Raw genomic sequence first — 8,358 nt, 5'->3', positions numbered from 1 at the left:
TGACCGCCTGGCTGGACGGCCGGATCCGCTCCCGGATCCCCTGCGGTCCCATGAAGGAGAGCGGCAACAATCTGAACTTTGGCAACGGCCTGAAGGGCTGCCTGATAAAGGACATGAAGCTCTACAACTACGCCGTGACCGCCGGAGAAGCCCGGCGCCTGAGCGGCGGCAAATAGAGCGCCTGCCCCGGCCTCATCCGGGCAGAAGCTTGTATTTCGCAGGCGCTGCGCGCCCGCCGCAAGGCGCTTCCTTCCTCTCCTGTCCCGTTCAGCTTCACGTCATATCGGCGGTGAGGACTCTTTGTCCTCACCGATAAGTAGTCCCCTTCAGACTGCCGGCGAGCCACACCCCGCGTCATCTCTGCGCAAACGGCTTTACGCTGAGGGGTCTGATCTGTTGCCGTTTGCGCAGAGATGACGCGGGGTTTTAGTTAACGGGGCGAAATGACGGCGGAGTTCCGGGATGATATGGGGCTGGTATTGACGGGTCGGGGCAGGCGTGATATAATAATACAAAACAATGAAGCGCCGTTTATATATACCACTTCACTGGTTCAGAACAAGGGAGTATAATACAAAAGCATGAAAAAGATAAAATATTACAGCCTGGAGATCTACACGCTGATCTCTCTCGGTCTGATCACGTATTCCGCTATATGGATACAGCCTGATATTGCGCGGAAGATCATACTCGCGTATGTCTTTCTCTTCGTGCTCCACGAATGGGAGGAAGGACACTATCCCGGAGGGTTTCCAGAACAGGTTTCAAAACTCCTGACCGGCAGCAAAGACGGTATCTCTCCCCGGATCAAAAAAGAGAGCAGATTCTATACAGGCATATATCTGCTGGCGCTGACGGTGGTCCCTTATTTCCTGCATGAGTATGCCTGGCTGGTGCTTCCGGCCGCTTTTCTCGGCCTTCTGGAGGGAGCGGTGCACGTAGCGGCCATCAGGCTCTTCGGGATGAATAAGCCCTACAGTCCCGGCATGATCACGGCGGAATGCGAATTGGCGTTGACCGTGTATGTCTTTTGCTATTTGGGGCTGAATCACTATGTCTCGGCCATACACTATGCTCTGGGTTTTTTGCTGATGCTGCTGGGGTTCATGTGTATGCAAAGGCAGCTGGTGCACACCATCGGCAGGCGTTACCGGGATCTGCCGGCAATGGTGAGGGAAAGGATCAGAGGATCCGGGAAAAGCTGATTGCCGGGGGGGGGTGCTGTACGGGGCCTGAGTGTTCTGCCGTGTCCGGGTCCTCCCGTTTTGACGGAGCAAGGCAAACGGGCCACGCCGAAGCTCTTTTTCCAAACGGTCTGAAGATCCTGTTGCCGTTTGAGCCGGGATGACTCGGGGAGCGGAATTGCCCCTGACAGGCCCAACCGGACGCAAAAAGCCCTGCCGGCGGGTTTACCCGCGGCAGGGCCTTCGTTATTGCTTACACGTCTATCTCTTCCGGCTTTTTCAGGAACACCTGTTCCTTCAGAGCCAGGGCGGCAGGCTTGGGCCTGCGGTAGTAGTCTATGACGGAGGTGTTGGCGGGGCAGGGATAGCAGTCGTGGCCCATCCAGATGATAAAGCCTCCGTGTCTGGGGAAGGCCTTCTTGTAGGTGCCCACTGCCTTCACCAGCAGCTCCTTCTGCCTGTTCTGGCTCCACTCCACGTATTCCTCCACGCTCTTGGCGTCCCGGCCCATTTCCCGCTTGAAGATGTCTATCTCCAGCCACCAGGTGTAGGGGCGGGACCAATACACGTTGGCGTTTTCCATGGGCCAGGGCTTCAGGTCGCCGGCGTAGGCGTCCAGTATGTCCTTGGAGGAGGCGCCGGGAGCGCCGGTCTCCGCCCGGAACATGGACTCGTCGTTCTCAAACAGGCGGTTCCAGTCCTCTATCCTGTCGGCCTTCCAGGGGCCGTGGATATTCTCGATGATGCCTCTGCCCTTGGTGTGCTCCGCGGTGTAGATCTTGAAGCCGCAGGGAGAGGTGTTGAGGAAATGTCTCCTGGGGTCCAGCTTCTTGCAGATGTTCATGAAGTTGCGGATCATGGGATGCTCTATGGTGGTGGCTCTGTATTCGCCTATGTCGCTCGCCGAGGCCAGCTCGTTGCCGCCGCACCAGATGACCAGGGACACGTGATACTTGCGGCGCTTGACGTAGGTCTCTGCCACCCGGGCTATGGTGTCGCAAAACTCCTTGTCAAAGGGAGGCTCGTTGTCTATGCCCGAGGAGGACAGGGGGAACTCCTGCCACACCATGATGCCGGCTTCGTCGCACAGCTCATAAAACTCCTCGTGAGGCAACACGGCTCCGCCCCACACTCTCAGCAGGTTGATGCCCAGGTCCTTGTAAACGTCTATCAGCTCCTTGTATTCCTTGTAGCCGCAGTCGGCGAAGTTCATGTAGGGAGGCACCCAGTCGCAGCCCTGTATAAAGGTGGGCACGCCGTTCACGTTGCAGATCCAGTTGCCTGCAAACTCGCTGGCTCCCTCGGTCTTGGTCCACTCAATATGCTTGAAGCCCACCCGTCTGTTGAGTATGTCCACAGGCCGGCCGTCGGCGTCTGACACCACGTATTCCAGCTCGTAGAGGGGCTGGTCGCCGTTCAGGTTGCAGTGCCACAGCTCCACGTCCAGGTCCTTCCAGTTCATGGCCACGCTGCAGCCCTCAAATCTCTTTTCCTCCGACCATATGATCCTGCCCTCCCGGGACAGGGTGGCCTTGGCAGTATAGGCCACGGGCTTTTCAAAATGGGCGGTCAGGTCCAGCAGGCCCTTGCCGGTCTGCAGGTCGGCGTCGGCGTCCACGTCCAGATATTCCACCGGGGTCTTGTCCACGCCGGTGATGTATATCCTGTCCCAGATGCCTGTTTGCACCATGCGGCAGGTCCAGTCCCAGCTGTAGTAGAAGCGGCACTTGGGCACCGTCATTTGACTGGTCCGGCCAAACTGCCCCTGCCAGGCGGGGGCCTTGCAGGTAAAGGCTATGCGCAGCCAGTTGCGCTCTTCTCTGGGGGCCTTCAGCTCCACCCTGACGGGCATGTAGGAGTTGGCAAAGGAATACACCAGGCTGCCGTTGAAGAAGATGTCTCCGGAAAAGTCCAGGCCTTCGCAGTTCAGATAGTATTCCCTGCTCTTGTCGGCAAACACCTCGTCGGGGATCTCCACGTCAAAGAGCCACTCTCTGTGCTCTATCCACTCTATATTTCTGTAGTTGGTCCCCACGTTCCAGTCTTCGATATAGCCTGCGTCCAGAAGGGCCTTCTGCACCGAGCAGGGCACCTTTACCCTGATGGCGGGCACTTCGGAAAGAGGGGTCTCCCCTATCTCCATGGTCTGCTGCATCCTCCAGTACTCGGGAGTCCATCCGGACAGCCGCCACTCGAGGGTGGAAAGGTCAAAATCGGTTCTCATAGATATCTCCGTTCAAAAATTTATCTGTGTCATATTTGCGGGCCGGCCAAGGGCCCACCTTATTATAGCATAAAAAAAGGGCCGGCAGCCCTCTGCCGGTTATTTTTGATAAAAGGTGAGAATATGTATCTGAGGGCGGCACCTGAATCTGATGCGTATGGCGGAGGTGCCTATGCCGTTGGACACAATGAGCAGGGTCTTCTCCGTCTTTTCCCCGGCGAGCTCCGACAGCCGGTCCGGGGGATACATGCCGCCGTGGAGCCCGTCCAGCCGGCTCATGTGGGTATATACCACGTTGAACAGAGGCAGCCTCACCTGGCCGCCGTGGGTGTGTCCGCTGAGCACCAGGTCCGGGCCGTATTTCAGCAGCCCGTCTATATTGGAGGGAGCGTGAGACAGGCACACCGTGTAGTCCGTGTCCCGCACCTCCTCAAAGGCCGCGGCCGGGTCGGCCACGTCGCATTCCTCAAAGTTGTCCACCCCCACCAGGCGGAAGGAGGGCGCGTCGGGAAAAGGCGTGACCGAACGGTTGCGGAGCTCCGTGAGCCCCATGTTCCCATAGGCTGTGATCATCTCGTCGTGGTCTATGTAGGGCTTGTATTCCGAGTTGCCGCACACGTAATACTTGCCGCTGCGGGCGTCCACGTTCTCCAGCACCCGGGCCAGGGCCCCGCCGGCGGAGCCCCGATACATCAGGTCTCCGGTGATGACGCACAGGTCCACCTGCCCCAGCTCCCGCAGGCGCCGGGAGAGGGTCTTTTCCAGGCGGCCGTATTTGGAGGTGTGGATGTCTGTCAAAAACAGCACCGTCCTGCCCTCCAGGCCCGCAGGCACCCGGGGCGACCTGACGTCCAGCCTCACCGTTCGGAACCAGTAGGGCTCCACCGCGGTGATATAGATGGCTATGAGGACTATGGCCGCGGCAACGGCCGTCAGCAGGAGCGTCATAGGTAAGGCCTCACGTCTATCACTCTGTCGTCTCCGGTCTCATACACCTCGTAGCCCTGCCGCAGCACCAAAAAGTCTCCGCTGTCCACCCGTCCCGCCGCCAGGTCCTCCAGCAAGCGCAGGTCCTCCGTCTCGGAGACCTGCTCCCAGCCGCACCGGCGGCAGATGTCCTCCAGATACTCCCGCTGCCCGGGCTTTTCGGACCGGGGAGAGGCTATGAACATGGCCCTGGAATAATTCCTGATCCAGGAGGTCTGCATCTCAAACAAAAACTCCCCGTTGTCCTCGCCGTAGGCCTCCGTCAGGCTCTTTTTCAGAGCCGCCATACCGCCCTCGTCCAGGACGAACTGCTCCGAGTCAGCCTCCCGGTTCTTCATGGCCTCCAGCCAGCCGGGGGTGAAGTAGTAGGTGCCGGGGACCTGCCGGAAGAGCCGCATATACCGCTCCCGGGAGCCCAGAGCAAAGGTGATGCAGTCGTGGGCCCGGACAAAGACGCAGGGCACCCGGCCGCCCCTGATGCCCTTGACGGCCCCGCCGCAGAGCCCCATGCAAAAATAGAGGGCGCTGTAGCCCTCGCTGCAGGCGATGCGGTCCGCCAGCCAGGCTCTCAGCCTGTCTATATCGTTGTGGAGAGTCATGGGCAGCACCGTCAGCTCAAAGCTGAAAGGGCTGTCCTTGATGAGCTCTCTCAGCAGCTCCTCCTGAGGACGGCAGGCAAAAAGGGCTATCCTGTCACTCATGGGTGCCGGAGGAAGGCTTGCGCGTCAGGCTCACGCTGTAGTCGCAGCCCTCTTTGCTGCAGGTGTAGCCCGTGAGCCTGTTGCGGTATCTGCGCTCGCACAGCATGCTGCCGCACACGGGGCATTTTTTGTCCGTGGGCTTGTCCCAGGACACAAAATCGCACTCGGGATAACGGCTGCAGCCATAAAAGACCTTGCCCTTCCGGGACTTCTTTTCCACTATGTCGCCGCCGCACTTGGGGCACCGGACCCCCAGAGAACGGTTGAGAGGGATGATCTCCTTGCATCTGGGATAGTCCGAGCAGCCCAAAAACTCGCCGTAACGGCTGGACCGTATCAGCATGGGCTTGCCGCACTTGGGGCACTTTTCCTCTGACACTCTGGGAGCGGGCTTTTCCGCCTCCATATCGTTCTGGGCGGCGTCCAGCTCCTCCTTAAAGGGAGCATACAGCCGTCCCAGGAGCTCCGTCCATTCCACGGAGCCCTCTCCCACCATATCCAGCTGGTTTTCCACGTTGGCCGTGTATTCCACGTCCAGTATGTCGGGGAAATGCTTGCACAGCTTGTCGTTCACCAGCACTCCCAGCTCCGTGGGCCTGAACCTCTTTTCTTCGAGAGTCACGTAGCCCCTGTCCAGGATGGTGTATATGATGGCGTGATAGGTGCTGGGGCGCCCTATGCCGTTGGCTTCCATGGTCTTCACCAGAGTGGCCTCCGTGTATCTGGCTGGAGGCTCGGTGAAGTGCTGCCCGGGCACCAGCTTTTTCAGCTGCAGCGGGTCGCCTTCCTTCATGGCGGGCAGAGGAGGCAGCTCCTCCACGCTCTTGGTCTGATCGTCCTTGTCCTCCACATACACCTTGGTAAAGCCCGGGAAGGTCATCTTGGAGCCCGTGGCCCTGAACACGCAGTCCGCCGCGTGGATGTTGGCTGTGAACACGTCATAGACCGCCGGGGCCATCTGAGACGCCAGGAACCGCTGCCATATCAGCTTGTAGAGCCGCCTTTGGTCCGCCGTCAGATACTGGCTTATCCTGGAGGGCTCCCTGAGTATGGAGGTGGGTCTGATGGCTTCGTGGGCATCCTGGGCGCCGGTCCTGTTGCGCGAACGGTATTCGGAGGAATACTCCGCGCCGTAGGTGTCCCTGATGTATTTCTTGGCCTCGTCCCTGGCAGTCTCCGCTATCCTGGTGGAGTCGGTCCTCATGTAGGTGATCAGACCCACGTGGCCGTCGCCGCCCAGGTCGATGCCTTCGTAGAGCTGCTGGGCCACGCTCATGGTCCGGCTGGTGGACATACCCAGCTTCCGGGAAGCCTCCTGCTCCAGAGTACTGGTGACAAAGGGCAGAGCCGGGCTGCGCCGGGAAGCGGTCTTTTTCACGTCGTGGACGGTGTAGGCGGCTCCCCGCAGAGACTCCAGCACGCCGGCGGCGTCGGCCTCGCAGGCCAGAGCCGGCTTCTTTTTGCCCACCAGCACCAGCTGGGCTTCAAACTCCTCGCCCTTTTCCGTGACGAACAGGGCGGACACGGTCCAGTATTCCCGGGGCACGAAGCTCTGTATCTCCCTTTCCCTGTCGCACACCAGCCTCACGGCCACGGACTGGACCCGGCCTCCGGAAAGGCCCTTCTGGATCTTTTTCCACAGGAGAGGGCTCAGCATATACCCCACCACTCTGTCCAGCAGCCGGCGGGCCTGCTGGGCGTTCACCAGATTCATATTGATCTCCATGGGGTGCTTCAGGCTCTCGGTCACCGCCTGTCTGGTGATCTCGTTGAAGGTGATCCGCTTGGCGTTGTCCAGCTTCAGCAGCTCCTTCAGGTGCCAGCTGATGGCCTCGCCCTCCCGGTCCGGGTCGCTGGCCAGATAGACCGTGTCCGCCTTTTTGGCGGCGGCCCTCAGGTTGTTGATCACGTCCTTGCGCTCCGGGATGGGCTTGTATTCGGGAGTAAAATTGTTGTTTATATCTATACCCAGAGTCTTCTGTGGCAGGTCTCTCACGTGGCCCATGCTGGCCTGGATATTGTAATCCTTGCCCAAAAAGCTCTGAAGAGTCCGGGTCTTTGCGGGTGATTCTACTATGATTAACGCTTTTGTCATTTGCGCCTCCTCTGTCTTTGGAGAGGTTTGCTCCGTAAATGATATTATACCATATTCCTTGAAAAAAACAAATACCGCCGGCCCTCTTTCCGGGCCCTGGAGCCCCTGATAATTGCCCCGCGATATTGCTTTTTTTTAAAAACTATACTACAATAATAGTGGAAGTTCAATTCAATCTACAGGAGTTACTAATGAGAAAGATCATACCTTTGGCATTGCTGGCCGCGGCCCTGCTGTTTGCCGGCTGCAACAAGGACAATGGCGGAGCTCCCACCGTCAAGCTGCCGGGCGTGCCCAAAAACGTGGCCACCGTCAACGGCCTGAATATCACCAGCAAGGATTATCAGACATATCTCCATGACAATTACGGCGAGACCGCCCTCCCCGCTCTCATCAAGGAAAAGATCATTGAGAGCTGGGCCAAGGATCTGAAGGTATATCCCACCAGCGACGACATAGCCAAGGCCATGGATCAGCTGAAGGAAGGCCCCGCTTACCAGTATCAGTCCATGCAGACCGAGCCCGACCTGCTGGACAAGCAGATCAGCAAGATGGCCAAGCAGCAGGCCGTACTGGTGAACATCGCCAAGAAGCTGGTTCCCGCCAAGGAAGAAGAAATGAAAAAGCTCTATGACCAGCAGAAGAGTGAGCTGTATCAGAAGCCCGCTCACAAGGAATACACCCTGGTCATGCTGGGCGACGACGAGAAGAAGGCCAAGGAGATAGCCTCCCAGATCACCGGCGCCGAGGACGAAAAGGCTTTCATCAAAGCCCTGTTTGAACTCAGAAAAGACAATGAGAACGTGCAGGCCTTCCCCGGCATGACCGAAGAGGCCATCAAGATCGACCCCAGTGTGGACAAGGTAGCCAAGGCCCTGAAGAACGGCGAATGGTCCCCCGTCAGCAAGATGGACGCAGGCGAAAAAGACAAGTACGAATACTACGTCATGACCTGCAAGGACGTGCCGGCAGTCAACAAGTCCTATGAGGACGTGAAGGACGAGCTGGAAGCCAACGTCAGCATCAACAAGCTGGGCAGCAACGACAAATTCAAGGACACCCTGAACAAACGCATGACGGATGCAGACATCCAGATCTTCATCCCCGAGTTCGCCGACATTGCGGACCAGATCAAGAAATCAGTTGCTCAAAACAACTAAGATATGA

At 58.4% G+C, this 8,358-nt stretch carries 6 protein-coding genes; 2 read left to right on the top strand and 4 right to left on the bottom strand.

Annotated features, from left to right (window positions below):
* Positions 1-581: 581 nt before the first annotated feature.
* Positions 582-1,205 carry a hypothetical protein gene (locus tag IK083_10685; GenBank protein MBR4750019.1) on the top strand — a complete coding sequence of 208 codons (624 nt, stop codon included), beginning with the start codon at positions 582-584 and terminating at the stop codon, positions 1,203-1,205.
* 232 nt (positions 1,206-1,437) lie between these two features.
* On the opposite strand, the gene IK083_10680 is transcribed toward IK083_10685, so the two are convergent.
* From IK083_10680 to topA, 4 genes are all read right to left on the bottom strand, one after another.
* A complete protein-coding gene (locus tag IK083_10680) occupies positions 1,438-3,408 on the bottom strand; it encodes a hypothetical protein (protein MBR4750018.1) in 1,971 nt (656 codons plus the stop codon).
* A 99-nt stretch (positions 3,409-3,507) separates the two neighbouring features.
* Positions 3,508-4,356, bottom strand: a complete 849-nt coding sequence (locus tag IK083_10675) for a metallophosphoesterase (protein ID MBR4750017.1) — start codon at positions 4,354-4,356, stop codon at positions 3,508-3,510.
* Positions 4,353-5,096, bottom strand: coding sequence for a DUF1638 domain-containing protein (locus IK083_10670; protein MBR4750016.1), 744 nt, complete (start codon positions 5,094-5,096; stop codon positions 4,353-4,355). Before IK083_10670 ends, IK083_10675 begins: the two co-directional genes overlap by 4 nt.
* The gene (gene topA / locus IK083_10665) at positions 5,089-7,191 is read right to left on the bottom strand and encodes a type I DNA topoisomerase (protein ID MBR4750015.1); all 2,103 of its coding nucleotides are present in this window, start codon (positions 7,189-7,191) and stop codon (positions 5,089-5,091) included. Before topA ends, IK083_10670 begins: the two co-directional genes overlap by 8 nt.
* Before the next feature lie 191 nt (positions 7,192-7,382).
* On the opposite strand from topA, the gene IK083_10660 reads away from it, so the two are divergent.
* Positions 7,383-8,351: a peptidyl-prolyl cis-trans isomerase gene (locus tag IK083_10660; GenBank protein MBR4750014.1), complete on the top strand. Its 969-nt coding sequence runs from the start codon at positions 7,383-7,385 to the stop codon at positions 8,349-8,351.
* The last annotated feature ends 7 nt before the right edge of the window (positions 8,352-8,358 follow it).

Source organism: Abditibacteriota bacterium (assembly GCA_017552965.1).
Taxonomy (GTDB): Bacteria; Armatimonadota; UBA5829; order UBA5829; family UBA5829; genus RGIG7931.
The sequence above is the reverse complement of the archived record's forward strand: the minus strand, read 5'-3'. Positions and strand labels throughout refer to the sequence as shown.

Coding starts and splice junctions, on each gene's coding strand:
- IK083_10685 (MBR4750019.1), top strand. CDS start 582: ATGAAAAAGATAAAATATTACAGCCTGGAGATCTACACGCTGATCTCT.
- IK083_10680 (MBR4750018.1), bottom strand. CDS start 3,408: ATGAGAACCGATTTTGACCTTTCCACCCTCGAGTGGCGGCTGTCCGGA.
- IK083_10660 (MBR4750014.1), top strand. CDS start 7,383: ATGAGAAAGATCATACCTTTGGCATTGCTGGCCGCGGCCCTGCTGTTT.
- topA (MBR4750015.1), bottom strand. CDS start 7,191: ATGACAAAAGCGTTAATCATAGTAGAATCACCCGCAAAGACCCGGACT.
- IK083_10670 (MBR4750016.1), bottom strand. CDS start 5,096: ATGAGTGACAGGATAGCCCTTTTTGCCTGCCGTCCTCAGGAGGAGCTG.
- IK083_10675 (MBR4750017.1), bottom strand. CDS start 4,356: ATGACGCTCCTGCTGACGGCCGTTGCCGCGGCCATAGTCCTCATAGCC.